This window comes from Enterobacter sp. RHBSTW-00901 (genome assembly GCF_014103115.1).
GTDB classification, from domain to species: Bacteria; Pseudomonadota; Gammaproteobacteria; order Enterobacterales; family Enterobacteriaceae; genus Enterobacter; species Enterobacter cloacae_P.
Genome location: NZ_JABXPB010000001.1, coordinates 3129815 through 3155734 on the forward strand (window position 1 = coordinate 3129815; position 25920 = coordinate 3155734).

Below are 25920 nucleotides of genomic sequence, written 5' to 3' on the forward strand. Positions count from 1 at the left end.
CTGATTCATTTCCCGCTCCTGGTATTTTTTCATGTCACTGCTGACGGCTTCAGATAAGGCATTGTGGCGTCTTGCTCTGCCAATGATTTTTTCCAATATCACCGTTCCTTTGCTGGGGCTGGTGGATACGGCGGTGATTGGTCATCTGGATTCACCCGTTTATCTGGGCGGTGTGGCTATCGGCGCAACGGCAACCAGCTTCCTCTTTATGCTCCTGCTCTTTTTACGCATGAGCACCACGGGGTTGACGGCACAGGCATATGGTGCGAAAGATCCCCTGCGTCTGGCTCGTGCGCTTGTTCAGCCGTTAATTCTGGCGCTCGGTGCAGGGGCGTTAATCGTGTTGCTGCGTACCCCACTGATTGATCTGGCGTTGCACATTGTTGGTGGCAGTGAGACGGTACTTGAGCAGGCACGACGTTTCCTTGAAATTCGCTGGCTCAGTGCGCCTGCATCACTGGCAAATCTGGTGCTGCTTGGATGGTTATTGGGCGTGCAGTATGCTCGTGCGCCGGTCATTCTGCTGGTAGTGGGAAACCTCCTCAACATTGTGCTCGACCTCTGGCTGGTGATGGGCCTGCATATGAACGTGCAGGGTGCAGCACTGGCGACGGCAATTGCGGAATACGGGACATTTTTTATCGGGTTGTGGATGGTCTGGCATGTTCTGACCATGCGCGGTATCTCTGTCTCTCTACTGAAAACCGCGTGGCGTGGCAATATCCGCACACTGCTGGCGCTTAATCGCGACATTATGTTGCGCTCGCTCTTGTTACAGCTCTGCTTTGGCGCACTGACGGTCTTTGGGGCGCGTCTTGGGCCAGATATTGTCGCGGTTAATGCGGTTCTGATGACGCTGCTCACCTTTACCGCTTATGCGCTGGATGGCTTTGCCTACGCTGTTGAAGCGCATTCCGGGCAGGCATACGGTGCGCGTGAAAGCGGTCAGCTCCGTGATGTATGGCGGGCAGCCTGTCGTCAGGCGGGTCTGGTGGCGCTGGCGTTTGCACTGACTTATGCCTGTTTTGGCCAACAGATCATTGCGTTACTCACGTCGCTCCCCCGGCTTCGTGAACTGGCGGGTCATTATCTCATCTGGCAGGCGATCTTACCGGTGGTGGGCGTCTGGTGCTATCTGCTGGACGGTATGTTCATCGGTGCGACGCGAGGGGCGGAGATGCGCAACAGCATGGCGGTCGCAGCGGCAGGCTTTGGTCTGACGCTGTTGACGCTCCCGTCTCTGGGCAACCACGGTTTGTGGCTGGCGCTGGCAGTCTTTCTTGCCTTGCGCGGCCTCTCTCTGGCGTTTATCTGGCATCGCCACTGGCGGCGTGATACCTGGTTTTCATCCCACCACTGTTAACGTGGTTTTTTCTTCACGAGGATAGAGTGATCGTGCTGACACTCATCCTGATGCCGACAGGATTCCACTTCCACGCATGCGGAGCACAGCCCGTGTGCTTCAATCACGTTATGACGCAGGGCAAAGCCCATTTTGGCTGCCAGCGAATGCATGATGTCTTCAACGCCTTCTGCACACTCTTCCTTCACCACACCGCAGCGGTCGCAGATAAACATGGCAGATGTGTGGGTCGGTTGATCAAACAGGTGGCACAGCACATAGCTGTTTGTTGATTCGACCTTGTGAACAAACCCTTGTTCCAGCAGGAAATCCAGCGCACGATAAACCGTAGGCGGTTTTGCCTGCGGCTCGCTTTCGCGCAGCAGGTCGAGCAGGTCGTATGCGCTGATGGCTCCTTGCTGCAGGCTCATCAGTCGCAATACCTCAAGGCGCTGCGGAGTCAGGCGCACATTGCGTTGCGCACACAGCTTTTCTGCCTGCGCTAACAGCTCTTGCGTTGCGGTCTTATCCATTTAGCACCCCGGATGTTATAGGCTGGGAAACCCTCACTTTATCATGTTCTGGTAAAAACACCGAGATCCGCCAGGCTGTGCTATACCTGACGCATCGCAATTCTGGACATTTACGATGAAAAGACCTGACTGTATTCGGCACTGGCGTGACGTTGAAGGGGCAGATGACTCTACCTATTCCGACAGTCACGAGCGTTTCTCCATCGGTGCACCGCTGGCCCGCAAGCTGGGCCTGGGCCGTATTGGTATTCACCATGAGCGTCTCCCTCCGGGGCGTCGTACCTCGTATCCTCACGCGGAAAGCGACGAAGAGGAATTTATCTATGTGCTGGAAGGTTACCCCGAGGCCTGGATTAACGGTTATCTGTGGAAACTCGAACCTGGTGACAGCGTGGGTTTTCCTGCCGGAACGGGTGTCTGCCACACCTTCATTAACAACACTGATGAAGAGGTGCGCTTGCTGGTCGTTGGGGAGGCCAATAAAAAGCACAACCGCATCTACTATCCGCTAAACCCGGTGTACGCCGCCACGCGCGAGGACCGCTGGGTTGACCATCCGCCCCAGTTTTTTGGTCCGCACGATGGAAAACCTGGGCGAAAATAATTTCCTCTTCTATAAATATTGAGGGTCGTCACAAATTACAACAGGCCCGGGTGTGATTTAACTTAGGGAAAAAGCGGGTCTTTTTGTACTTATTCACAGCAATAGTTCGTGCCTGTTTGGGTGATAACAGACAGGGGTTATTTCATAACAGATTATAAGACGAGCATACTGTGAAGAAACATTTTAAATTTTCGGTGGTTAGCATCGCTGTCTCCTTGTTTATGGCAAATCAGGCGGGGGCAGCCAATACCTGGACAGAGGCGCGCAGCGACGCGATGGGGGGCACGGGCGTCGCAGCAGGCAGCTACGGCAGTGGGGTGTTAATCAACCCGGCATTGCTGGCGAAAGCGAAACCTGATGATGGTGTGACGCTCATTTTACCTTCCATTGGTGCGCAGATTTCAGACAAAGACAACCTGCGGGATAAGATTGATAACATCAGCGACGATGTCAGTCGGTACCGTAGCACGCTGGATACTATCAACCTTATCGATCTCTTAAATCCTTCAAGCCAGGCCTCACGGGATGTTTCTTCTGCAGCAGGCAATCTTGCCGATCAGCTGGATTCGCTGAAAGGAAAAACTGCCAGCGGTAAAGCGGGCGGCGGGATCGCGGTAAGCATTCCTGATGATGTGCTCTCATTCGCATTTGTGGCCAAAGCGAATGCTCGCGCTCGCGTGAGTTCTTACATCGATCAGGGGGATATCGATAAACTACGTTTAGTGGAGGCAACCCCTGTTGCCGCTTTTGGCATTGACCCGAAGGATCTCAAATCAAAAGGTTTTGGTCGTGCGGCTATCGTTTCAGACTATGGCGTGGCGGTGGCGCATCAGTTTGATATTAGCGGTGTACCGGTTTCCGTGGGTATCACCCCAAAGCTGCAAAAAACCTGGCTGTATAACTACACCGTCTCTATCTACAACTTCGACAGCGGCGATATCAACAGTAGCCGCTATCGCAATGACGACACCGGGTTTAACGTCGATGCCGGTCTTGCGGCTGATTTCGGCGATAACTGGACTGTCGGTCTGACGGGGAAAAACCTCTTCTCACGTGATATCGATACCAAAGAAGTGGATGGGGTACGTGATACGTATCAGATCAGTCCTGTCGTAACGGCAGGTGTGGCCTGGCATACCGATCTCGTGACGTTGACGGCAGACGGTGACCTGACCGAAACCAAAGGCTTTAAAAGCGAAGAGAACTCTCAGTACGTTGGCGTGGGTGCAGAAGTCACACCACTAAACTGGCTGGCCGTTCGCGCGGGTTACCGTGCTGATGTGAAAAACAACGACAGCAACGTTTTTACGGCGGGGGTGGGTTTTGCACCGCTTAACACCGTACATGTCGACCTGATGGGTCTGTACGGCGAAGATGAAACCTGGGGCGCAGGGGCACAGCTGAGCCTGACGTTCTAAAGTGCACCGGAGGCGCTGCGCCTCCGGCTTTTCTTTGTGCTATAGTAGCGCCCCTTTTCCACCAGATGCTTAAAACTTCGCCATGTCGTCAGAATTACAGACTGCTTTCCCTGCACACCGTTTTTCCATTGCGCCGATGCTCGACTGGACGGACAGACACTGCCGCTATTTCCTGCGTCAGCTCTCCCGCCATACGTTGCTGTACACCGAAATGGTGACTACCGGGGCGATTATTCACGGTAAGGGTGACTATCTGGCCTACAGTGAAGAAGAGCATCCGGTTGCCCTGCAGCTTGGCGGCAGCGATCCGGCAGCCCTGGCGCAGTGCGCGAAGCTGGCGGAAGAACGCGGTTATGACGAAGTTAACCTTAACGTTGGTTGCCCTTCCGATCGCGTGCAAAACGGTATGTTTGGCGCATGCCTGATGGGGAACGCGCAGCTGGTGGCTGATTGCATCAAGGCGATGCGCGATGTTGTCTCCATTCCGGTAACGGTTAAAACCCGTATTGGTATCGACGACCAGGACAGTTACGAATTTCTGTGCGATTTCATCAATACGGTTGCCGGGAAAGGCGAGTGCGAGATGTTTATCATCCACGCACGCAAAGCGTGGCTCTCGGGTCTTAGCCCGAAAGAGAACCGTGAAATTCCGCCGCTGGACTACCCGCGTGTGTATCAGCTGAAGCGTGACTTCCCACATCTGACCCTGTCAATTAACGGCGGTATCAAGTCGCTGGACGAGGCCAAAACGCATCTGGAACATATGGATGGCGTAATGGTGGGGCGCGAGGCGTATCAGAACCCTGGGCTCCTGGCGACGGTCGATCGCGAAATCTTTGGCATTGAAGGTGCAGATACCGATCCGGTTGCCGTGGTGCGTGCCATGTATCCGTATATCGAACGTGAGCTAAGCAATGGGACTTACCTTGGTCACATTACCCGCCATATGCTCGGCCTGTTCCAGGGGATCCCGGGGGCGCGTCAGTGGCGTCGTTACCTGAGCGAAAATGCGCATAAAGCCGGTGCGGATATCGACGTGCTGGAACACGCGCTGCGTCTGGTGGCAGATAAGCGATAAATTTCGCTAAAAGATCGTCAAATTCACCACGCCTCGCAAAATATTGCGGGGCGTTTTGCTTTTATAACAATGAGTTAGTTTTGGCATGCTTTTTGTAATGATCGCTGCATCATTCGGGAACTCGTGGGAGAGCACCATGCTGGAACTACTTTTTGTGATTGGCTTTTTTGTCATGCTGTTGGTGACGGGGGTTTCACTGCTCGGCATTCTGGCCGCTATCTTTGTGGCGACGGCGGTGATGTTTATCGGCGGATTGTTTGCCCTGACGATCAAACTGTTGCCGTGGTTACTGCTGGCGATTGCGGTAGTATGGGTAATACGGGCGATTAAATCGCCAAAGGTTCCCGGTTATCAGCGTAATAACCGCTTTCGTTACTAAGGTATTGAGGGGTTCGTCACATACCTGCAACTTTCCCGGCAACATTGCTTAGAACGGAATAGGATTTACTTATCGAATCTGTCACTATGGCTGCCGCTAAAGAATTCATCGAGCTGTACCCTACATACAGCCGAACTAAAAAAAGAAAGGGCTTCCTATGGGAAGCCCAATTTCTTTTCAGGGATCAGGGAATTAACAGACTTGAACCCTGCGTCGCCCGACTCTCCAGCACCTCATGCGCACGTTGCGCATCGGCTAACGGGTATTTCTGCGCATCGGCCACATCCACTTTAATCGCACCGCTGGCGATCAGAGAGAACAGCTCGTTGCTGGCCTCAAGCAGCTCTGCCCGGTTGGTGATGTAGCCCTGAAGAGAAGGGCGCGTAACATACAGAGAACCTTTCTGGTTCAGAATGCCAAGATTCACGCCAGTAACGGCCCCTGATGAATTACCAAAACTCACCATCAGACCGCGGCGTTGCAGGCAGTCCAGGGATGCTTCCCAGGTGTCTTTACCCACCGAGTCATACACCACGCGCACCTTTTTGCCGCCGGTTATCTCTTTCAGTCGCTCAACAATGTTCTCTTCGCGGTAGTTAATCACCTTCCATGCTCCAGCCTGCAGTGCCCGCTGGGCTTTTTGGGCAGAGCCTACGGTGCCGATAAGTTTCGCACCCAACGCTTTTGCCCACTGGCAGGCGATCAGCCCCACACCGCCTGCAGCGGCATGAAACAGGAATTGTTCATCGGGTTTGATTTCATAGGTTTTGCGCAGCAGGTAATAAACGGTTAGCCCCTTCAGGAAAGAAGCGGCAGCCTGCTCGAACGATATCGCATTCGGTAGAATTGCGGCTTTGTCTGCCGGAACGTTATGAACGGTACTGTATGCACCCAGTGCCGATTGCGCATACACCACGCGGGCACCTTCTTTTATATGCTTAACGGCGTTGCCCACCTTGATAACCACACCTGCCGCTTCGGTTCCCAGCCCGCTCGGCATTGACGGAGGGGGATAAAGACCGCTGCGAATATAGGTATCAATGTAGTTGATGCCGATGGCTTTGTTTTCGACCTGGATTTCGTTATCGCCAGGTGCAGCAGGGGTGAACTCTACTGCTTTGAGTACGTCAGGGCCACCATGCTTGTGAAATTCAATACGCGTTGCCATGCTTCCTCCATAAGAAAATGTGGTAATCTTTCGACCCACTCTTTATCTCGGTAACTCCATTCACTATGGCAGGAAACAAACCCTTCAACAAACAGACTGAACCCCGTGAACGTGATTTTCAGGTCGCCGGGTTAAAAGTCCCGCCGCACTCGATTGAAGCGGAACAGTCGGTGTTGGGCGGTTTAATGCTGGATAACGAACGCTGGGACGACGTCGCCGAGCGCGTCGTGTCCGAAGATTTCTACACCCGCCCGCATCGCCATATCTTTACTGAAATGGCGCGTCTGCAGGAGTCGGGCAGCCCGATTGACCTGATCACGCTCGCGGAATCGCTGGAGCGGCAGGGTCAACTGGACAGCGTCGGTGGGTTTGCCTATCTGGCAGAGCTTTCTAAAAATACGCCAAGTGCGGCGAACATCAGCGCTTACGCTGACATCGTGCGTGAACGTGCCGTTGTGCGTGAGATGATCTCGGTGGCGAATGAAATCGCCGAGGCGGGTTTTGATCCACAGGGTCGCACCAGCGAAGATCTGCTCGATCTCGCTGAGTCCCGCGTCTTTAAAATCGCCGAAAGCCGCGCGAACAAAGACGAAGGGCCGAAAAACATCGCCGATGTGCTTGATGCGACCGTTGCGCGTATCGAACAGCTGTTCCAGCAACCCCATGATGGTGTGACCGGTGTGAATACCGGCTATGACGATCTCAACAAGAAAACTGCCGGTCTGCAGCCGTCAGATTTGATCATCGTCGCGGCGCGTCCATCAATGGGTAAAACAACATTTGCGATGAACCTCGTCGAAAACGCGGCGATGTTGCAGGATAAACCGGTTTTAATCTTCAGTCTTGAGATGCCATCAGAACAGATCATGATGCGTTCCCTGGCGTCGCTGTCTCGCGTGGATCAGACCCGTATTCGTACCGGTCAGCTCGACGATGAAGACTGGGCGCGGATCTCCGGCACGATGGGTATTCTGCTGGATAAACGTAATATCTATATCGATGACTCCTCCGGTCTGACGCCGACGGAAGTGCGCTCCCGTGCGCGCCGTATCGCCCGTGAACACGGTGGTATTGGCCTTATCATGATCGACTACCTCCAGCTGATGCGCGTGCCGTCGCTCTCCGACAACCGTACGCTGGAGATTGCAGAGATTTCCCGCTCGCTCAAAGCATTAGCCAAAGAGCTACACGTGCCGGTGGTGGCGCTCTCCCAGCTTAACCGCTCTCTGGAACAGCGTGCCGATAAACGTCCGGTGAACTCCGATCTGCGTGAATCCGGCTCCATCGAGCAGGATGCGGACTTAATCATGTTTATCTACCGTGATGAGGTTTATCACGAGAATAGCGACCTGAAAGGGATCGCCGAAATTATTATTGGTAAACAACGTAACGGCCCCATCGGTACGGTACGTCTGACCTTTAACGGACAGTGGTCGCGTTTCGACAACTATGCCGGTCCTCAATATGATGATGAGTAAATCGCCTTCATCCTTCACGACGCAGGTGCGTTGACTGCAACGCGAATGATTTTGGTGATTCTTTTATTAAGGAATTCAAATGCAAGCGGCAACTGTAATCATTAACCGCCGCGCTCTGCGACACAACCTGCAGCGTCTGCGTGAACTGGCCCCCGCCAGCAAGCTCGTTGCAGTCGTGAAAGCGAACGCTTACGGACACGGTCTTCTCGAGACCGCGCGAACGCTCCCCGATGCCGACGCCTTTGGCGTCGCCCGTCTCGAAGAAGCTCTCCGCCTGCGTGCAGGCGGGATCGCCCAACCCATTCTGCTCCTCGAAGGTTTTTTCGAAGCCTCCGACCTGCCGACCATCGCCGATCAGCACCTGCACACAGCGGTACATAACGAAGAGCAGCTGGCAGCACTGGAAACGGCAGAGCTGAGCGAGCCGGTCACCGTGTGGATGAAGCTCGACACGGGCATGCACCGTCTGGGCGTGCGCCCGGAAAACGCAGAGGCGTTTTATCAGCGTCTGTGTCAGTGCAAAAACGTGCGTCAGCCGGTGAATATTGTCAGCCATTTTGCTCGCGCAGATGAGCCAGAATGTGGCGCAACCGAGCAGCAACTCGATATTTTTAACACCTTCTGTGAAGGCAAGCCGGGGATGCGCTCTATTGCGGCATCCGGCGGCATTCTGTTGTGGCCACAGTCGCACTTCGACTGGGCGCGCCCGGGGATTATTCTCTACGGCGTGTCGCCGCTGGAGAATAAACCGTGGGGGCCAGATTTTGGCTTGCAGCCGGTGATGTCGCTGGTTTCTAACCTGATTGCCGTGCGCGAGCACAAAGCGGGTGAACCGGTGGGCTACGGCGGAACCTGGGACAGCAAGCGCGATACGCGTCTGGGTGTGGTGGCGATGGGTTACGGTGACGGTTACCCGCGCGCTGCGCCATCCGGTACGCCGGTGCTGGTGAATGGCCGTGAAGTGCAGATTGTGGGCCGTGTGGCGATGGATATGATCTGCGTTGACCTGGGGCCAGAGGCACAGGACAAGGCTGGCGATCCGGTGGTGATGTGGGGCGAAGGCTTACCCGTTGAACGCATTGCTGAAATCACGAAAGTAAGTGCTTACGAACTTATCACGCGCCTGACGTCGCGGGTGGAGATGAAGTATATCGATTAACCGTGCCTGAATGTCCGCATCCAACAGCCGATATGACCGTTGGATGCGGTGAACGTCTTATTTCAGCACGTCGTAAATAGCCTGATTCGTGAGGTATTCCGATACCAGCCCCGATTCAGGGGTGAAAGGCACTCCGTGCACTGCTGAGAAAGGCATCCCGGTGCTTGCGCGGGAAACGTAGCGCTCACCCTGGTCATTCTCGGAAACGGTGTAAACGGTGTTTCGCATTTGGCTAAATACCGCAGCGTTACGCTGAATTGACTGATGCAACTCAAGTAGCTGTATCCCGTCCAGATTGAGTTTCTTGTCCATATTCACGCCCCATCTTTGCAGACAAACCTCTGCAAAATGACGCACGATCATGCCTGGTTCATGCGCTACTTTTGGCCCCTTATCACCATTAGCCGATGCATTGCCGACGAGGGTCGCGTGTCGGCCAGACATCGGATAAATGTGCACACGCGTCGTATTATGGGTTTCAGGGATGACACAGGAGAAACCTGTTGAGCGCTCATCTTTGGCATAAAAAGCAACATACTCTTTGACGTTGCTGCCTAAGGTCACTTTGTCTGATTTGAAATTGCCTGTTCCCGGAACTGGGTCAACTGCAAAAATATTGACCGGGATGGTTGTCAGAACCGGGTCGGCCAGCATGGCGTTGGCCAGCATATGGCAACTGATCCCACCCCGACTCCATCCTACCAGGTTGACCTGCGTCGGCAGAATTTGCCCCTTGCGGAAAGTTTTAATGATCTGCTGCTGCAGCGCCTGCTGCGTGACTTTTCGGTCGCCGTAATCATATTTACGCCACCAGAACGAGCCTGTGACTTCGACGTCCTCAATCGGGATACCAGCCTTTTTCAGCTGCTCATAATTCTCTTTCGTGAGCTTTTCTCGCTGCCAGTCAACGTGCCCTTTCATAATATTGAGGGCATGCTGAATATTTTCGTTCCAGCCGCTTCCAAAAAGCCGACCACGTAGCTGGCCGTAATCACCGCTTTTTACCCACAGCTCATCACTCTGGAGGTTGCCACTTCCTGGGCCATCAAGAATGATCCATTCCGCAAACTCTTTACCTTTGTTATTGGCGGCGAGCGTCGAAATTAACTCCCCGTTCCAGTAGTTAACATGTGTGTCATCAAATTTATTCGAACCGGTACCGCAGAAATACACTGTTAATGTCGTCATAAGAAACCTCATTCAAATATTAATGTATGGGTGGGTTGCATAAATGCAGATAAATAATAGGTGAGCCGGTTCACATCTTAAATATGCTAATCGGCCCAGGTTGTTTTTGTTATGAATAATGTCGGTGGAAAATTAATGTATGCTATATTTTTTGTTTAGCGCTGCTTAATTTAATGCGTGTGAATATGACATTTGTCTTATGCCATTTGCTGTTTTTCAAGTTCTCAAATTACACTCATACTTATTTTTGAAAAGGCTTATTTAATAACGTAAGGAAATAAAACCAAGACGAGGTAAAGTGGTGATGAATGTATTGATGATTGATGAATTACCGATCTACATTCACGGTATGAAGACTGAACTAAAGAGAGTGATGCCTGAATGTACCGTTTTTTCTACAGACAGCTTCGAAGACGCACACACCGTTTTGATGTCCACTTCCGTTAACATTGTTCTGTTAGACGGTGAAATGAATTGCAGCGAGTTCATCAAAATGCTAACGCAGGACTGGCCTTCATTACCCATTGTTGTGATGTTGAGAAAGGCGACGGATGGGATCTTTAATTTTTATATTCAGCAAAATGTAAAAGGTCTTTTTACCAAGGATCTTCCCGTGGAAAAAATCAGCCAGATCCTGAGCATGGTTTCATCCGGCGTTGTCTGTTTTCCTGAACAGGCCATACTTCATCGTGAAGCTCCGGGTAACACGCTACTCATTCATACGCTGAGCCGACGCCAGCAGGAGGTGCTGAAGTTACTGGCAAAAGGAGGTACCAATAAACAAATCAGCAGGCAGTTAAATATCAGTGCCGGAACCGTAAAAGTACACCTTGAATCCATTTTCCATCGTCTTCAGGTGAATAACCGCACGCAGGCAGCAATGCTCTATTATAAATATATTGCGATCTAGGTTACATTACAGATGCAGATGAAAGCGCAACAAATGTGGAATTTGTTGCGCTTTTTACTATTTATGTCTGAGGAAAAAATAATAAATCACCACAACTAACGTACCAAAATCCTGAAGTAACCAAAATGGGAAGCTATCATTTAAGATATCTTCTCCTGTCAAAATGAATTTTACATTCAGACAGCTCTCACCGAAAAAACCAAATGCCAGTGCTGCCAGACCTATCTTACTCATAACAGGCAATGCATGAACACGGCGGCTATAGGCGGCAAACAAAATAATAAATGACGTTATCAGATCGACAAGAATAATGACCAGCAGTACCCAGTCTTTGTTCATATTGAGCATATTATTCCCCGTTGAGCTTGTTATCATTTGAATCTGACTGAGGGAGTGAATCGTTCCTGACTTTTCTTTTGATTACGCTGGCAACATCAAAAATATCCTGCTGCTCATGCCGTCGAAAGAAGTTTGCCAGCCAGACGATCAACCCATTGCTGAGCGCACCTAAGATATACCCCAGGCCCAGAGTGATATCTGCCTGAGTCAGATCGATCTTGAGCCAGCGAGCCGCTAACCCGCCCAATGCAATGGCGGCCCCCATACTTATTCCACCAAAGATCACGCCTGCGACAAATCGACTATGCTGGTGCAGCCGTTGTGGCTGCCAAAAAAAGGAGATACTTACGCCACCAAATAATCCAGAGAAAGCCAGTAGTGCCTCACTGATCAGTGTGGGGAGATAGATGTCAGACATGGGCTTATCCTCAGCGTGGGTAAAATCCCCTGTCCGTGATTGAGAAGTCAGGGGATTTCACCGCCAGTTACAGAGTGGGTTATTGGCAAGGTTCAAGCTCAACCAAATGTTGGTATTGATCGGTGGTAATAAATCGCTGTGGCCCTGACAGGCTGTAAATCACCCGTTTGGGGCTGCGATATCCTTTCACGACATCAATGTCCGCAGTCAGCCAGGCTTGATTTGCCGGTAGCGCTGGGTTGTTGTAAATATCGCCACCTATCCATCTGTTGTTGGTTTTTTTCACGCCCCACAGCGTTTCAGACGCCTGGCCAGACCACCCAAGACGCTTTGCTTCATCTACGGTGATATACCTGTCAGGTAGCCGACCAAAATTTTTAATATTGCGCAGCGTGGTCGCTAAATCGGTGATGTTATTTACCGGTGGAACACCTTTTTCCGTCAAAAAGGTATTTGTCTCTTTAATTTCATCTTCACAGGTTTTTAAAGCGGCACTGACCTGCATGGCTGAAAAAAGCGAAACCGATAACAGCGCTACAGTGATTAGTTTATTGATTTTCATGATGTTCCTTTAATGGTTAACTCAGAAATAATCTCATTTCGGCGTCACGGCGACGCGTAAGCCCCGCCAGTACTCTGCCGCCTGCTTTGTTCCAGCATTTAAATTGCAACGCAGCCGCTTCTTTGTCTCCTGCGTTGACCTTTTTAAGCAGCGTCGATTTCTTTAAATTGCCGAGGCCAAGATTGAAGGCGAAGGACACCAGGGCGTCGAACTGATTCTGGGTAACCGACAGCGTCAGCAGTTTCTTCACGCCAGTTTCAGTGCGCTTCAGGTCTTTGCGCAGGATATTTTTGGCTTCACCGGTGGTGATTTTGATGAGCTTTTCCATCTCCTCTTTCAGAATCAAATGGCCGTAGCCAATCGTCCATAACCCGACGGCATCGCGGTAACGTTCCAGCTTTAGTCCTTCAAACTGGCAAATCAGCTGCACGCCTTTGTCACCAGTGCTTTCTGGTTGCTTGTTCATCACGGAGTCTCCTCTGCTTTCGGACGGGGGATAACTTTGTTGGTGTACTCATCAATCAAACGCATGATGCTTTCTGGTGGTGGGAGGGCGGTAAATTGCATCTCCACGTCAACGTGGCGGCTGTCACGCCCACCTTTGCTATCGCTGGAAGGTGAAAGGCTGACGTGAAAGCGGCCAAACTCGTTTTCTCCCGATTGCGGGGAGGGGGCTTGCATACCTTCCGTGCGGATCGTCAGGTTGACCTTCATCTTTTCCAGCATCAGCCCACGCGGTGTAGAGAGCGCAACGAGGGGCAGATCGAAATAGTGGTTCTCATCCAGTGCCAGCTGGACGGTGCGCGGGATCAGTGAACCGTCATCGGCGGGTTCGAAAAAGGGATCCAGCATCTTCATGTACTGCTGAGCGATTAACTCGTTTGCCGCCGTTGCGGCGTACTGCATTCCGCGCGTAATATCCTCCAGCGTGACCGGTACGCCGGGAATATCCGCAGGCGGTGGCGGCGGATTTTTCCCTTGTACAGGGGGCGTCGTTCCGTCAGCCTCTTTCTCCCTCTTATTTTCTGGCTCCTCATCCTTACTGCCGCGTAGCCATGTTTTAAAAGACATAATTCGCTCCTGAAGAGGGGCCACCAAAGGCGGCCCCGTACGTTACGGAATGGCTATTACCCACAGTGCAAAACGTTATTGCGCAGCAACAGGCTTGGTTTTGGCGTTGGTTAAATAGTCAATGACGCGCTGGAGGGCTTCAGGTGGATCCTGACGCTTGATTTGGGTATGGATGGAATATTTAGCGCGTGTGTCGGTTGAACGAGTTTGTTCTGATTTGTGCGATACCTTACCGGTCATTTTGGCTGAGAAGATACCCCAACCGATTGACGCTTCCACCGAGGCTTCGGCTTCAGTGCTGCTTGAACTGGCTTCGCTCTGAGTGACTTCCAGCTCAAAATCGATGGTACCGTCTTCAATACAAATAATCGGGTGAGTAACCGCCGCCAGCAGCGGAATACTCATTTTGCGGGTGACGCTACCTTTGCTCACCCCTTGCTCGTCTACCAGGGTTTCGTCGTAGTCGAATTCGATGGCAACGGCTTTACCATCCTTAATACAGACAGAGAGCAGGAAGTCGGCATAGGATTTGCTGGCCTGTACCTGTGCTTTGATCATTGCCTGCAGTGGCCCACCAATCATATGTTCGAGTGGCAGGGCATTAATGACTGAACCAATAAATTGTGAATCCATAATGTGAACTCCTTGAGTCAGTGAATGCGCGGTTGCGCAGGAGTCACATTACGGGAGCGGAGGGGGCGAAAATATTGGGTAAATGTCATGGCGAGAGGATGCAAAAAACCTATGCCAATTGCAGGATAAGGCGAAGGGGTGGTGTTACGGCATGTTCCAGTTTATTGTGGAATTCCCTGCCTCATCGAATTCCGGAGAACCATCGCGTGTTTCAGAAAGTAGACGCCTATGCTGGCGACCCCATTCTCTCCTTAATGGAGCGTTTTAAAGAAGATCCTCGCAGCGACAAAGTGAATCTTAGCATTGGTCTGTATTACAACGAGGGCGGTATCATTCCTCAGCTGCAGGCCGTGGCCGAAGCCGAAGCGCGTCTTAACGCGGTTCCGCACGGGGCCTCGCTCTATCTGCCAATGGAAGGGTTAAACACCTACCGCAACACCATCGCGCCGCTGCTGTTTGGAGCCGATCACGCGGTACTCGCGCAAAAACGCGTGGCGACCATCCAGACGCTGGGCGGTTCAGGGGCGCTGAAGGTCGGCGCAGACTTTTTGAAAAAATACTTCCCGGATTCCGGCGTGTGGGTCAGCGATCCAACCTGGGAAAACCACGTAGCCATTTTTGAAGGCTCGGGCTTTAAGGTGTCGACCTACCCGTGGTTTGACAGTGCAACCAACGGCGTACGTATTGATGCGCTGCTGGAAAAACTGAACACCCTGCCAGAGCGCAGTATTGTACTGCTGCATCCGTGCTGCCATAACCCGACCGGTGCCGATCTCACCAATGCACAGTGGGATGCCGTGATTGAGGTGCTGAAGGCGCGTAACCTGATCCCATTCCTCGATATCGCCTATCAGGGCTTTGGCGCAGGAATGGAAGACGATGCCTACGCCATTCGTGCCGCTGCCAGCGCCGGGTTACCTGTACTGGTCAGCAACTCCTTCTCAAAAATCTTCTCTCTGTACGGCGAACGCGTTGGCGGCCTGTCCGTGGTATGTGAAGATGCCGAAGCAGCCAGTCGTGTGCTGGGTCAGCTGAAAGCGACAGTGCGCCGCATCTATTCCAGCCCGCCAAACTTTGGTGCGCAGGTGGTGGCCACGGTTCTTGGAGATGATCGGCTGAAAGCGTCCTGGCTTGCCGAAGTGGAAGCGATGCGTAAGCGCATTTTGTCGATGCGTCAGGAACTGGTTAATGTGCTGAAAGAGGCCGTTCCCTGGCATAACTTTGACTATCTGCTTAAGCAGCGCGGGATGTTTAGCTATACCGGTCTGAGCGCGGCTCAGGTTGAAAGGCTGCGTGAAGAATTTGGCATCTACCTGATTTCCAGTGGTCGTATGTGCATGGCGGGCTTGAATACCGATAACGTCAAGCGCGTGGCTCAGGCCTTCGCTGCTGTGATGTAAGTATTCACTATCATTCCCCCTCTCCCTGTGGGAGAGGGTCGGGATGAGGGCATCAGGCCGCAGAAAATCTTACCCGGTGGCGCTGGCGCTTACCGGGCCTACGCCACGCATCCGCGCTTTGTGATCTTCTTCTTTTTATTCAGATTCATAAGCAAAAACTCCTTTCTTTCACTTCCCGCTGGGGTTATGGTCGGATAGTTTTTTGACCATTCGCTCAAATTAAAACGATAACAAACTGAATATTCAGGGGAAAATATGCGCAAGATCACACTGGCGCTCAGCGCCGCCTGTTTATTGTTCTCGCTTAATAGTGCAGTCGTCGCGCGTGCTTCTGCACCGACGCCGCTTTACACCGGAACCACCGCCGCCATTCTTGCTGAACAGGCACCCATTCACTGGGTTTCCGTGGCACAAATTGAAAATAGCCTGATGGGGCGTCCGCCAATGGCTGTAGGCTTCGATATCGACGATACCGTGCTGTTCTCCAGCCCGGGTTTCTGGCGGGGCAAGAAAACCTTCTCACCGGACAGCGAAGCGTATCTGAAGAACCCCGAATTCTGGGAGAAGATGAATAACGGCTGGGATGAGTTCAGCATCCCGAAAGAGGTTGCCCGTGCGTTGATCGCCATGCACGCTAAGCGTGGTGACAGCATTTACTTTGTGACGGGGCGCAGCCAGACCAAAACTGAAACCGTATCAAAAACGCTGCAGGATGATTTCCAGATCCCGGCGACCAGCATGAACCCGGTTATTTTTGCCGGTGACAAGTCCGGGCAAAACACCAAAACCCAGTGGCTGGAGCAGAAAAATATCAAAATCTTCTACGGTGATTCGGATAACGACATTACCGCCGCTCATGATGTGGGAGCCAGAGGGATCAGGGTACTACGCGCCTCTAACTCGACCTATCGACCGCTGCCAATGGCCGGGAAATTTGGCGAAGAGGTGATTGTGAATTCTGAATACTGATGTATGCTGATTTTTTGAACAAATCAGGCCTGCCGGGTTTACCTTTTGTCGTCTTGCTACACAATTTAAAGAGGCAGGCACTCAGTTCGAGTTCAACCCATTCACAGGGGAGCAAAGATGACAATTTCGGAGATACTCCAGTACTGCATGAGTAAACCCGGTGCGGAGCAAAGCGTTCACAGCGACTGGAAAGCCACGCAAATAAAGGTTGGCGACGTGTTGTTTGCTATGGTGAAAGAGGTTGAGGGCCGCCCGGCTGCATCGCTGAAAACCAGCCCGGAGCTGGCGGATTTGTTACGTCAGCAGCACCATGACGTCAGACCGAGTAAGCATCTGAACAAGGCACACTGGAGCACTGTTTATCTTGATGGCTCGCTGCCAGGCTCGCAGATTTATTATCTGGTGGATGCCTCTTATCAACAGGCGGTTGAGCTGCTGCCGGAAGTGACCCGACAGCAACTCTCCGTGTGACAACTACAGCAACGGTTTGAGGAAGCGTGCGGTGTGCGAGGCTTCGCACTCTGCAACGGTCTCTGGCGTACCGGAGACGAGGATTTCACCGCCGCCGCTACCGCCTTCCGGGCCGAGATCGACAATCCAGTCTGCGGTTTTAATCACGTCCAGATTGTGTTCAATGACCACGATGGTGTTGCCCTGGTCTCTGAGCTGATGCAGAACATCAAGCAACTGCTGAATATCGGCAAAGTGCAGGCCGGTCGTCGGCTCATCCAGAATGTACAGCGTCTGACCGGTGCCTCGTTTGGATAGTTCACGCGCCAGCTTCACGCGCTGCGCTTCACCGCCAGACAGCGTGGTAGCAGACTGCCCCAGACGAATATAGGTCAGGCCTACGTCCATCAGCGTTTGCAACTTACGCGCCAGCGCAGGGACTGCATCAAAGAACTCACGAGCCTCTTCGATGGTCATATCCAGCACTTCGTGGATGGTTTTACCTTTGTACTTAATCTCCAGCGTTTCACGGTTATAGCGTTTGCCTTTGCACTGGTCGCACGGTACGTAGATATCCGGCAGGAAATGCATCTCAACCTTGATTACGCCGTCGCCCTGACATGCTTCACAGCGGCCACCGCGGACGTTAAAGCTGAAACGTCCAGGGGTATACCCGCGCGAGCGCGCTTCCGGTACACCCGCAAACAGTTCACGTACAGGCGTAAAGACGCCGGTATAGGTCGCCGGGTTGGAACGCGGGGTGCGTCCAATGGGGCTTTGGTCAATGTCGATAACCTTGTCGAAATGCTCCAGCCCCTGGATGTCGCGGTACGGTGCAGGCTCGGCGAGGGTCGCGCCGTTCAGCTGCGTCTGCGCAATCGGGAACAGCGTATCGTTAATCAGCGTCGATTTACCGGAACCGGACACGCCGGTGATACAGGTAAACAGCCCAACCGGCAGCGTCAGGGTCACATCTTTCAGGTTGTTGCCGCGTGCGCCAGTCAGCTTCAGCACTTTTTCCGGGTCTGCCGCCACGCGCTGCGTCGGTACGTCAATTTTGCGCTTGCCGCTCATGTACTGGCCGGTCAGAGACTCTGGCACTGCCATGATATCTTCCAGCGTCCCTTCCGCGACTACCTGACCGCCGTGAACGCCTGCGCCCGGGCCGATATCAATAACGTGGTCAGCGGCGCGGATGGCATCTTCATCATGCTCGACCACAATCACCGTGTTGCCGAGGTTGCGCAGGTGGATCAGCGTCCCGAGCAGGCGTTCGTTGTCGCGCTGGTGCAGGCCGATAGACGGCTCATCCAGCACGTACATCACACCCACCAGGCCCGCACCAATCTGGCTTGCCAGACGAATACGCTGCGCTTCACCGCCGGAGAGTGTTTCAGCAGAGCGGGAAAGCGTCAGGTAGTTCAGACCCACGTTCACCAGGAACTTCAGCCGATCCCCAATCTCTTTCAACACTTTTTCGGCGATTTTCGCGCGCTGGCCGGAGAGCTTCAGGTTGTTGAAGAAGTCCATCGAGTGACCGATGCTCATGTCTGAGATGGTCGGTAGCGCCGTGTTTTCGACAAAGACGTGGCGAGCCTCGCGGCGCAGACGTGTCCCTTCGCAGGTTGCACAGGAGCGGTTGCTGATAAACTTCGCCAGCTCTTCACGTACTGCACTGGATTCGGTCTCTTTGTAGCGGCGCTCCATATTGTGCAGCACCCCTTCGAACGGGTGGCGACGCACGGAGGTATCGCCGCGATCGTTCATGTACTTAAACTCGATGTTCTCTTTACCCGAACCGTACAGCACCACTTTGTGTACATGTGGATTCAGGCTGCCCCACGGCGCTTCGACATCGAATTTATAGTGCTCTGCCAGCGACTTCAGCATCTGGAAGTAGTAGAAATTACGGCGATCCCAGCCGCGAATAGCCCCGCCTGCCAGTGACAGTTCCGGGTTTTGGATCACGCGATCCGGGTCAAAATACTGCTGTACGCCCAGACCGTCGCACGTCGGACACGCGCCCGCCGGGTTGTTGAACGAAAACAGACGCGGTTCCAGCTCGCGCATGCTGTAGCCGCAAATGGGACAGGCAAAGTTGGCAGAAAAAAGCAGTTCTTCCGCTTTCGGGTTGTCCATATCGGACACCACGGCGGTGCCGCCAGAGAGTTCCAGCGCCGTTTCAAACGATTCGGCCAGCCGGGTTGCCAGATCTTCGCGTACTTTGAAGCGGTCAATCACCACTTCAATGGTGTGCTTCTTCTGCAGCTCCAGCTTGGGTGGGTCTGACAGGTCACACACTTCCCCGTCGATACGGGCGCGAATATAGCCCTGGCTTGCCAGGTTCTCCAGCGTCTTGGTGTGCTCGCCTTTGCGCTCTTTAATGATCGGCGCAAGCAGCATCAGGCGTTTACCTTCTGGCTGCGACAACACGTTATCCACCATCTGGCTGACGGTTTGCGCCGCCAGCGGGACGTCGTGATCCGGACAGCGCGGCTCACCCACGCGCGCATACAGCAGACGCAGGTAGTCATGAATTTCGGTAATCGTACCAACCGTTGAACGCGGGTTATGCGAAGTGGATTTCTGCTCAATAGAGATAGCAGGTGATAACCCTTCAATATGGTCTACGTCTGGTTTTTCCATCAGTGACAGGAACTGACGTGCGTACGCAGAGAGGGACTCAACGTAACGACGCTGTCCTTCGGCATACAACGTGTCGAAAGCCAGTGAGGATTTGCCAGACCCCGAAAGCCCGGTCACGACGATGAGTTTGTCGCGAGGGATTATGAGGTTGATATTTTTGAGATTGTGGGTGCGAGCGCCCCGAACTTCGATCTTATCCATTCACCTTTCCCGGTTGGAACACGGATTGCCTGGTTTGTTTGAAGGACAACCGACTGTCAGAAACGGCTAATTATGACACAACTCGACCTGTTTGAATATACAGTATTGGAATGCAATTTCTGATTCGCTGTGCAACAATGTTGCGCTGGCGAGAGAACTCTGGAACGTGCTACGCAACTATCAAAGTGTCGCATGGAAATGGTACACTCGCGCGTTTACACTATTAAGAAACGTATTCAGGAGACACGAACATGGCCAGCAGAGGCGTAAACAAGGTGATTCTCGTCGGTAATCTGGGCCAGGACCCGGAAGTACGCTACATGCCGAGTGGTGGCGCAGTTGCCAACATTACGCTGGCTACTTCCGAATCCTGGCGTGATAAAGCGACCGGTGAGATGAAAGAGCAGACCGAATGGCACCGTGTTGTGCTGTTTGGCAAACTGGCAGAAGTGGCCGGTGAATACCTGCGTAAAGGTTCTCAGGTTTATATTGAAGGCCAGCTGCGTACCCGCAAATGGACCGATCAGTCCGGCGCTGAAAAATACACCACCGAAGTGGTGGTCAACGTTGGCGGCACCATGCAGATGCTGGGTGGCCGTCAGGGCGGTGGCGCACCAGCAGGTGGCGGCCAGCAGCAGGGCGGTTGGGGTCAGCCTCAGCAGCCACAGGGCGGCAACCAGTTCAGCGGCGGCGCGCAGCCCCGCCCGCAGCAGCAGTCTGCTCCGGCTCCGTCAAACGAACCACCAATGGACTTCGACGACGACATTCCGTTCTGATTACCAGACGCTAAAAATAAAAAAACCCAGACAAGCGTCTGGGTTTTTTATTAACCAGGGATCAGGTAATCACCATCGGCCAGTCTGGCGGGGTGTGACTCATGGCTTCCACCATCACCACTTTAATATTTTCCCAGACGGCGGTGATATCCAGCAGGGTGATGCCGAGCAGACCCGTTGCGAACCAGCACGCCGCACCCAAACCCAACAGGGTACTGATCACGGCAAGACCAGCATAGTCAGATTTACGAAACTGAATGTTCAGCGTGCTGGCTAAAAACATCAACACCGCACTCAACAAGGGCCAGCGCAGAAGAACCATGCTGGTGGTAATGGTCGCCATAAAATCCATCCTCGAAACAGCTGACGCACGACACTGAAAAAGTGTTTTTCGTTACATAATATATGTGAACTATATCACGTTTGTTGTTTTATTCGCCAGTGGTCGTGTGGTGAAAAGTGGAGGATTTATAACCACAGGAACGGTGTTGAAATCTGAGTGGAAAATATATCTTTGCAGACTAAGCAACCATTTCACTGACTCTTTATAATAAATTCATTGAGATAACAAAACCTCTGCAATGTTTCCCTGGTTGTATAATATTTACAGTCGTAAACCTATGGATTATGCTTGAGTGGACAAATAAATGTACTCGTAGCTAATGATTCAGGCTCCTGAATTTTCTGGCCTTTTTACTATTATGTATTATTTTAATTACACACGGCGTTATTTGATTTCGCTGAAATGGTCTCCACTTTATGCTTTTTGAATCTGAAGAAAGCTGCGTTCTTTTTATCGTTTAATCATCTGCGAAAAAATAATGAAAGAAAAACGACGTGAGATTGTTAATGACAGCGCGCGGGCGTTGCACGCGCTGGCGAAGCTGATGCCTCTGCTTAACGCTCAGTGTTCACTGGCGGAAATGCTGGAGACTATCAACCGGGCACTGGGATCAACGCTTGCCTGGATAAGCGTTGATAATGATGGGCTGCAGCGCGTGGTCTGTGTGGGTGAGGTGGCCTGCCATTCGTTTGAAGTCACTGATTTTCTTGCCAGCACGCTGCTACAGCGAAATCACCGTTCGTGGCGGGTGGTTTACTGGAAAGAGAAAATTGGCCATTCGTTATTTTCCCCTCAGCACCCTGGTTACGCACAATTACAAAGCGGTGTGTTATGCAAACTTTCAACTCATGACTGGCATTGTAGCGGTTATTTCTTTTTGGCATTTGAGGAAAAATTATATTCTTTGCCGAACCTGAAAAATATCATGGTAGTGCTGGTTGAGAAATTAAAGGATTATTTTGAGGAAATTATTGCCCGTGAAAAAACGGCACAGGAAATGCAGCGTGTCGTAACGCAGTATAAAACGTTGTTTGAGCGGGCACCTGTATTGATGAACTCCTTCGACAAGTATAACCGTTGTGTGTTGTGGAATGCTGAGTGCGAAAAAGTCTTTGGCTGGACGATGGCGGAGATCGGTGCGCATTCAGATCCACTGTCACTGTTTTACCCCGATCCGGATGAACGGCGGCGGGTGCTGGAGTCGGTTCGTATCTCACCGCTAAAGGATATGTATGAGTGGCATCCGGTACGCAAAGACGGTGTGCAACTGACGATCCTGTGGTCGAACATTCTGTTACCGGACAACTCTATCCTGAATATTGGGCTGGATATCACCGAACGTAAAAAAGCGGAACAGCAGCTGGAAGTGAAAGCGACCACTGACGATCTCACCGGCTGTTTTAACCGGTCTGCGATTTTGCAGCAGTTGAAATCATCGCTGGCGGCAAGCTCCAGACAGGATACTAACAGCCATTTTTGCGTGCTGATGTTTGACCTGGATTTTTTCAAACAGATCAATGATGAATGGGGGCATCAGGTTGGCGATGTGGCGCTAATTCATTTTTGTGACTGTATCCGGGAGCTTATTCCGGTGGACTCGGCGCTGGGACGTGTCGGAGGTGAAGAGTTTTTGCTCCTGTTGGCACGAACTGACGGCAATGCCGCTATGCTGCTATCCGCCCGGCTACGTTCTGTTTTGTCCACGAAGCCGCTGCGGGTTGGCGATAAAAAACTGGTGCTTTCATTTAGCGCAGGGGTTGTTGAGGTGTGCCAGCCACAACGCGATACTTCAGCATTACTGATGCGTGCCGATAAAGCATTATATGATGCCAAGCGTATGGGGCGAGGGAAAACAGTGGTGGCTTCTGATTATTTATAAATCAAACCCGGAAATAGCGTCGGGCAAATAGCATGAAATTTCATACTCATGTTGTACTTTTTTCATGCTGCCGGAAGTTTGGTTTAATCAACGATCCTCTGTTGTGCTATCTTAAAATCTCCAGTTCAGGCTGGATAATTATTTTCCTTAGCAGAAACGGAATGAATACTTTCAGTTTGGCTTACGGGAAAATATTATCGTCATAACGAATTTTAAGAATTTTAATACCAAAAGTCAGTTGCTAACTTCGCATGATTCATGCAACGTAATCACCTGTTTAACAAAGCATCCGGCCTTCATTACTACGGGCGTACAAAATGCAGGGATATAGGGCGGGAAATGAATCGTAGCGCGCGGCGCAAGATGCTCAGGGTGGTAGGGATCATCATGGTAGTTATGCTGCCGGTGATGCTTGCGCTATGGTTTGCCCAGCTCAGAGCCGTGTCGGAAACAAGCGCCCAGCTACGCACATTTGCCGAACTGGCTTTAGACAAAACAGAACTCGTTATTCAACAGGTGGAGCTGGCCCGTAGCGACGCCGAAAAATATCAGGGTGAACTTTGTACACCGGGACATCGTCAATATATGTTGAACGTTGTTCGTGGCCGCCTGTTCATCGCCGATTTAATTTATGCTGAAGGTCAGAATTTTCTTTGTTCGACCGCGATTACTCCTGAACAGCCTTACGCTATCGCCGCTGCAAATTACAAACGTAAGCCTGATGTGGCTATCTATTATTATCGCGATACGCCATTTTTCACTGGCTATAAAATGACATATATGCAGCGCGGAAATTATGTCGTGGTAGTCAACCCGCTTTTCTACAGTGAGGTAATGTCGACAGATTATTCACTGTCATGGGGCGTGTATGACACGGTGACCAATGCATTCTTTTCTGTCAGCCAGAAAGCAAATGTGTCTTTATTAAATTCGATGATTCGACATAAGGAATCGTCATTTCAAAAAGATGGCCGTTTCTATACCATCGTAAAATCCGATAAGCGTCCCATTGCAGCTATCGTATCAACCTCCAGCAAACGTTTTTATGAAATCCTCTACCACCAGGCCACATTGACGCTGCCGTTGGGGATGATTTGCAGCATCATTATTTTACTGATGTGGTCACGCACCCATCGTGAACTCAACTCACCAGGGCGTTTGCTGCACCGGGCGCTGAACAAACGCCAGCTTTGCGTACACTATCAGCCGATTATTGATATCAAGAATAACCAGTGCGTGGGCGCTGAGGCGCTGCTGCGCTGGCCTGGCTTTAACGGGCAGGTGATGAGCCCGGCGGAATTTATTCCGCTGGCGGAAAAAGAGGGCATGATTGAGCGAATTACAGATTATGTTGTGGAGGAAGTGTTCAACGATCTGGGGCATTTCCTGGCCACCAGTCCGCATCTGTATATTTCGATTAACCTGTCGGCCTCAGATTTTCACTCTTCGCGCCTGATCGCTCTGATCTCTGATAAGGCCCGCCACTACGCCGTCCGTGCGCAGCAAATCAAAATCGAAGTGACGGAACGTGGATTTATCGATGTGCCTAAAACCACGCCCGTTATTCAGGCTTTCCGCCAGGCGGGCTATGAAGTGGCGATCGATGATTTCGGAACAGGTTACTCCAACCTGCATAATCTCTATTCGCTGAACGTCGATATTCTCAAAATCGACAAATCCTTTATCGATACCTTAACGACCAACAGTACCAGTCATCTGATTGCCGAGCACATCATCGAGATGGCGCAAAGCCTGCGCCTTAAGACCATTGCGGAAGGCGTGGAGACGGACGAGCAGGTGAGCTGGCTGTTGAAGCGCGGCGTACAGTATTGTCAGGGATGGCACTTCGCGAAAGCAATGCCGCCCCAGGAGTTTATGACCTGGCAGCAGCAACCTTTGTGATGATACGCCTTAATTCAGCTGGTGGCGGTAATCGCTCGGCGTGCGGTCAAACTCGCGACGAAACACGCGGGAAAAGGTTTGTTGCGATACATAACCCAGATCCATCGCGATATCAAAAATGGGCCGTTGCGTAGAGCGTAACGCCTGAGCCGCCAGCAGCAGCCTGCGCTGGCGAATGTACTCACCCAGCGTCTGATGCATGACGGTGCGGAACATTCTCTGTAAATACCATTTCGAATAGCCCGACTTTTTAGCGACCACATCAATGTTCAACGGTTGGTCGATATGTTCATCAATCCATTCAATAAGTGTCTGAATAATTTGCTGATGCGACATAAGGTTGCCCCTCTGTAGATACAACTATACATGTCATCCTTCAAGCAGCCTTGATCCAGCTTGAATGATTTTATGTATATCCCGGTTGATTCGTCGTTTTCTCTGTGGGGGAGTATAATTCCTCAAGTTAACTTGAGGTAAAGAGGTTTTATGGAAAAGAGATTGCCGCGAATAAAAGCGCTTTTAACCCCCGGCGAAGTGGCGAAGCGAAGCGGTGTGGCGGTGTCTGCGCTCCACTTCTATGAAAGCAAAGGGTTAATTAAGAGTATCCGTAACGCAGGAAACCAGCGGCGCTACACCCGTGATGTGCTCCGCTATGTTGCAATAATCAAAATTGCGCAACGAATCGGAATTCCCCTGGCCACCATCGGTGATGCGTTCGGCGTGTTGCCGGAAGGGCACTCGCTGAGCGCAAAAGAGTGGAAACATCTGTCATCCCAGTGGCGTGATGAGCTTGACCGGCGCATTCATACTCTTGTGGCGTTGCGCGATGAACTGGACGGCTGTATCGGTTGCGGCTGTTTGTCGCGTAGTGATTGCCCGTTGCGTAACCCTGGAGACAGGCTGGGCGAGCAGGGCACAGGGGCGCGGTTGCTGGAGGAGGATTGAGGATTTTCCCGCGCTATATAAAGAACTAAAGCGCCACATAAGGGCGCTTTAGTTTTTCCCGGTCTTTGTCTTTCTCTCTATCCCGCTGGTTCACGGGAGGGTTTCCCCCGACATCAGCACCCCTCATGT

At 51.9% G+C, this 25920-nt stretch carries 27 protein-coding genes; 15 read left to right on the plus strand and 12 right to left on the minus strand.

Annotation, left to right across the window (positions count from 1 at the left end; all coding sequences use genetic code 11):
- Positions 1-31: 31 nt before the first annotated feature.
- Positions 32-1363 carry an MATE family efflux transporter DinF gene (dinF, locus tag HV318_RS15035; protein WP_182273389.1) on the plus strand — a complete coding sequence of 444 codons (1332 nt, stop codon included), beginning with the start codon at positions 32-34 and terminating at the stop codon, positions 1361-1363.
- Here dinF and zur read toward each other — a convergent pair.
- On the minus strand, positions 1360-1875 hold the full coding sequence (gene zur / locus HV318_RS15040; RefSeq protein WP_182273390.1) for a zinc uptake transcriptional repressor Zur: 516 nt from the start codon (positions 1873-1875) through the stop codon (positions 1360-1362). The genes dinF and zur overlap by 4 nt on opposite strands.
- A gap of 115 nt (positions 1876-1990) precedes the next feature.
- Here zur and HV318_RS15045 point away from each other — a divergent pair, with 115 nt between their 5' ends.
- The 4 genes from HV318_RS15045 (at position 1991) to pspG (ending at position 5354) form a co-directional block, all read left to right on the plus strand.
- Positions 1991-2479: a cupin domain-containing protein gene (locus HV318_RS15045; protein WP_182273391.1), complete on the plus strand. Its 489-nt coding sequence runs from the start codon at positions 1991-1993 to the stop codon at positions 2477-2479.
- 170 nt (positions 2480-2649) lie between these two features.
- Positions 2650-3897, plus strand: a complete 1248-nt coding sequence (traF, locus tag HV318_RS15050; RefSeq protein ID WP_182273392.1) for a conjugal transfer protein TraF — start codon at positions 2650-2652, stop codon at positions 3895-3897.
- Positions 3898-3979: 82 nt separating this feature from the next.
- Positions 3980-4975: a tRNA dihydrouridine(20/20a) synthase DusA gene (gene dusA, locus HV318_RS15055; protein WP_182273393.1), complete on the plus strand. Its 996-nt coding sequence runs from the start codon at positions 3980-3982 to the stop codon at positions 4973-4975.
- A 136-nt stretch (positions 4976-5111) separates the two neighbouring features.
- Entirely contained in the window at positions 5112-5354 is a 243-nt protein-coding gene (gene pspG, locus HV318_RS15060) for an envelope stress response protein PspG (RefSeq protein ID WP_182273394.1), read from the plus strand.
- 184 nt (positions 5355-5538) lie between these two features.
- Here the strand turns inward: pspG and HV318_RS15065 are convergent, their stop codons facing one another.
- Positions 5539-6522: a quinone oxidoreductase gene (locus HV318_RS15065; RefSeq protein WP_182273395.1), complete on the minus strand. Its 984-nt coding sequence runs from the start codon at positions 6520-6522 to the stop codon at positions 5539-5541.
- Positions 6523-6587: 65 nt separating this feature from the next.
- On the opposite strand from HV318_RS15065, the gene dnaB reads away from it, so the two are divergent.
- Together dnaB and alr are read left to right on the plus strand one after the other, a co-directional pair.
- Positions 6588-8000: a replicative DNA helicase gene (gene dnaB, locus HV318_RS15070; protein WP_182273396.1), complete on the plus strand. Its 1413-nt coding sequence runs from the start codon at positions 6588-6590 to the stop codon at positions 7998-8000.
- A 79-nt stretch (positions 8001-8079) separates the two neighbouring features.
- On the plus strand, positions 8080-9159 hold the full coding sequence (alr, locus tag HV318_RS15075) for an alanine racemase (RefSeq protein ID WP_182273397.1): 1080 nt from the start codon (positions 8080-8082) through the stop codon (positions 9157-9159).
- Positions 9160-9216: 57 nt separating this feature from the next.
- Here alr and HV318_RS15080 read toward each other — a convergent pair whose 3' ends face one another.
- Positions 9217-10347 (minus strand): hypothetical protein, encoded by a 1131-nt coding sequence (locus tag HV318_RS15080; protein ID WP_182273398.1) that lies wholly within the window; start codon positions 10345-10347, stop codon positions 9217-9219.
- A gap of 316 nt (positions 10348-10663) precedes the next feature.
- On the opposite strand from HV318_RS15080, the gene HV318_RS15085 reads away from it, so the two are divergent.
- Positions 10664-11257: a response regulator transcription factor gene (locus HV318_RS15085; RefSeq protein ID WP_230857837.1), complete on the plus strand. Its 594-nt coding sequence runs from the start codon at positions 10664-10666 to the stop codon at positions 11255-11257.
- Positions 11258-11314: 57 nt separating this feature from the next.
- On the opposite strand, the gene HV318_RS15090 is transcribed toward HV318_RS15085, so the two are convergent.
- The 6 genes from HV318_RS15090 to HV318_RS15115 form a co-directional block, all read right to left on the minus strand.
- Positions 11315-11605 carry a hypothetical protein gene (locus tag HV318_RS15090; protein WP_182273399.1) on the minus strand — a complete coding sequence of 97 codons (291 nt, stop codon included), beginning with the start codon at positions 11603-11605 and terminating at the stop codon, positions 11315-11317.
- Between the two features lies 1 nt (position 11606).
- On the minus strand, positions 11607-12014 hold the full coding sequence (locus tag HV318_RS15095; protein ID WP_182273400.1) for a hypothetical protein: 408 nt from the start codon (positions 12012-12014) through the stop codon (positions 11607-11609).
- Positions 12015-12093: 79 nt separating this feature from the next.
- The gene (locus tag HV318_RS15100) at positions 12094-12576 is read right to left on the minus strand and encodes a ribonuclease domain-containing protein (protein ID WP_182273401.1); all 483 of its coding nucleotides are present in this window, start codon (positions 12574-12576) and stop codon (positions 12094-12096) included.
- Positions 12577-12592: 16 nt separating this feature from the next.
- A complete protein-coding gene (locus HV318_RS15105) occupies positions 12593-13042 on the minus strand; it encodes a lysozyme (RefSeq protein ID WP_182273402.1) in 450 nt (149 codons plus the stop codon).
- The gene (locus HV318_RS15110; protein WP_182273403.1) at positions 13042-13647 is read right to left on the minus strand and encodes a DUF2589 domain-containing protein; all 606 of its coding nucleotides are present in this window, start codon (positions 13645-13647) and stop codon (positions 13042-13044) included. The genes HV318_RS15105 and HV318_RS15110 overlap by 1 nt, the downstream gene beginning before the upstream one ends.
- A gap of 75 nt (positions 13648-13722) precedes the next feature.
- Positions 13723-14280 (minus strand): DUF2589 domain-containing protein, encoded by a 558-nt coding sequence (locus HV318_RS15115; protein WP_182273404.1) that lies wholly within the window; start codon positions 14278-14280, stop codon positions 13723-13725.
- Positions 14281-14486: 206 nt separating this feature from the next.
- Between HV318_RS15115 and tyrB the strand changes: the two genes are divergently transcribed.
- The 3 genes from tyrB (at position 14487) to HV318_RS15130 (ending at position 17120) form a co-directional block, all read left to right on the plus strand.
- On the plus strand, positions 14487-15680 hold the full coding sequence (gene tyrB / locus HV318_RS15120) for an aromatic amino acid transaminase (RefSeq protein ID WP_182273405.1): 1194 nt from the start codon (positions 14487-14489) through the stop codon (positions 15678-15680).
- A gap of 255 nt (positions 15681-15935) precedes the next feature.
- On the plus strand, positions 15936-16649 hold the full coding sequence (aphA, locus tag HV318_RS15125; RefSeq protein ID WP_182273406.1) for an acid phosphatase AphA: 714 nt from the start codon (positions 15936-15938) through the stop codon (positions 16647-16649).
- Positions 16650-16766: 117 nt separating this feature from the next.
- Entirely contained in the window at positions 16767-17120 is a 354-nt protein-coding gene (locus HV318_RS15130) for an MmcQ/YjbR family DNA-binding protein (protein WP_182273407.1), read from the plus strand.
- Positions 17121-17123: 3 nt separating this feature from the next.
- On the opposite strand, the gene uvrA is transcribed toward HV318_RS15130, so the two are convergent.
- Positions 17124-19946, minus strand: coding sequence for an excinuclease ABC subunit UvrA (uvrA, locus tag HV318_RS15135; protein ID WP_182273408.1), 2823 nt, complete (start codon positions 19944-19946; stop codon positions 17124-17126).
- Positions 19947-20197: 251 nt separating this feature from the next.
- Here uvrA and ssb1 point away from each other — a divergent pair, with 251 nt between their 5' ends.
- A complete protein-coding gene (ssb1, locus tag HV318_RS15140; RefSeq protein WP_063616552.1) occupies positions 20198-20722 on the plus strand; it encodes a single-stranded DNA-binding protein SSB1 in 525 nt (174 codons plus the stop codon).
- Between the two features lie 61 nt (positions 20723-20783).
- Here the strand turns inward: ssb1 and HV318_RS15145 are convergent, their stop codons facing one another.
- A complete protein-coding gene (locus HV318_RS15145) occupies positions 20784-21065 on the minus strand; it encodes a YjcB family protein (protein WP_172514016.1) in 282 nt (93 codons plus the stop codon).
- 478 nt (positions 21066-21543) lie between these two features.
- On the opposite strand from HV318_RS15145, the gene HV318_RS15150 reads away from it, so the two are divergent.
- Both HV318_RS15150 and pdeC read left to right on the plus strand, forming a co-directional pair.
- A complete protein-coding gene (locus HV318_RS15150; protein WP_182273409.1) occupies positions 21544-22944 on the plus strand; it encodes a sensor domain-containing diguanylate cyclase in 1401 nt (466 codons plus the stop codon).
- Positions 22945-23283: 339 nt separating this feature from the next.
- Positions 23284-24846 (plus strand): cyclic di-3',5'-guanosine monophosphate phosphodiesterase PdeC, encoded by a 1563-nt coding sequence (gene pdeC, locus HV318_RS15155; protein ID WP_182273410.1) that lies wholly within the window; start codon positions 23284-23286, stop codon positions 24844-24846.
- Positions 24847-24855: 9 nt separating this feature from the next.
- On the opposite strand, the gene soxS is transcribed toward pdeC, so the two are convergent.
- A complete protein-coding gene (gene soxS / locus HV318_RS15160; RefSeq protein ID WP_013095071.1) occupies positions 24856-25182 on the minus strand; it encodes a superoxide response transcriptional regulator SoxS in 327 nt (108 codons plus the stop codon).
- A 150-nt stretch (positions 25183-25332) separates the two neighbouring features.
- Between soxS and soxR the strand changes: the two genes are divergently transcribed.
- The gene (soxR, locus tag HV318_RS15165; RefSeq protein WP_182273411.1) at positions 25333-25791 is read left to right on the plus strand and encodes a redox-sensitive transcriptional activator SoxR; all 459 of its coding nucleotides are present in this window, start codon (positions 25333-25335) and stop codon (positions 25789-25791) included.
- Positions 25792-25920 lie beyond the last annotated feature (129 nt).